Annotated in this window: 1 pseudogene; it reads left to right on the forward strand. The window is 69.6% G+C overall.

The features are described 5' to 3' along the window. Positions 1-1,025, forward strand: a pseudogene (locus tag ABZ937_RS42865) (alpha-1,4-glucan--maltose-1-phosphate maltosyltransferase); the annotation flags it as partial.

The raw sequence follows: 1,025 nt of genomic DNA on the forward strand, positions 1-1,025 counted from the left end.
CCGCTGCGGGAGCTGGTGACGGCCTCGGACCCGATGCCCCTGCTGGTGGAACGCGAACGCGCCCTGTACGGCTCCTGGTACGAGTTCTTCCCCCGCTCGGAGGGCACGGCCGAGCAGCCGCACGGCACGTTCCGCACGGCGGCCCGCCGGCTGAAGCCGATCGCGGACATGGGCTTCGACGTGGTCTACCTGCCCCCCATCCACCCGATCGGCACGACCTTCCGCAAGGGCCGCAACAACACCCTCACCGCCGGCCCGGACGACGTCGGCGTGCCCTGGGCCATCGGCTCCCCCGAAGGCGGCCACGACGCCGTCCACCCCGCCCTCGGCACCATCGAGGACTTCGACCACTTCGTCGGCGAGGCCGGCAAGCTCGGGCTGGAGGTGGCCCTGGACTTCGCGTTGCAGTGCTCGCCCGACCACCCCTGGGTGCAGAAGCACCCGGAGTGGTTCCACCACCGCCCGGACGGGAGCATCGCGTACGCCGAGAACCCGCCGAAGAAGTACCAGGACATCTATCCCGTCGCCTTCGACGCGGACATGGACGGGCTGGTCGGCGAGACCGTGCGCGTGCTGCGGCACTGGATGGAGCACGGGGTGCGGATCTTCCGGGTCGACAACCCGCACACCAAGCCCGTGGTGTTCTGGGAGCGGGTGATCGCGGAGGTCAACCGCAAGGACCCGGACGTGATCTTCCTGGCGGAGGCGTTCACCCGGCCGGCGATGATGCACACCCTGGCCCAGATCGGCTTCCAGCAGTCGTACACGTACTTCACCTGGCGCAACGACAAGCGGGAGCTGACCGAGTACCTGACCGAGCTGTCGGGCGAGGCCGCCGCCTACATGCGGCCCAACCTCTTCCCCAACACCCCCGACATCCTGCACGCCTACCTCCAGCACGGCGGCCGGCCCGCCTTCGAGGTCCGTGCCGTCCTCGCCGCCACCCTCTCCCCCTCCTGGGGCATCTACAGCGGCTACGAACTGTGCGAGAACACCCCTCTCAAGCAGGGCGGCGAGGAGTACCT

Source organism: Streptomyces sp. NPDC046727 (genome assembly GCF_040645635.1).
Taxonomy (GTDB): domain Bacteria; phylum Actinomycetota; class Actinomycetes; order Streptomycetales; family Streptomycetaceae; genus Streptomyces.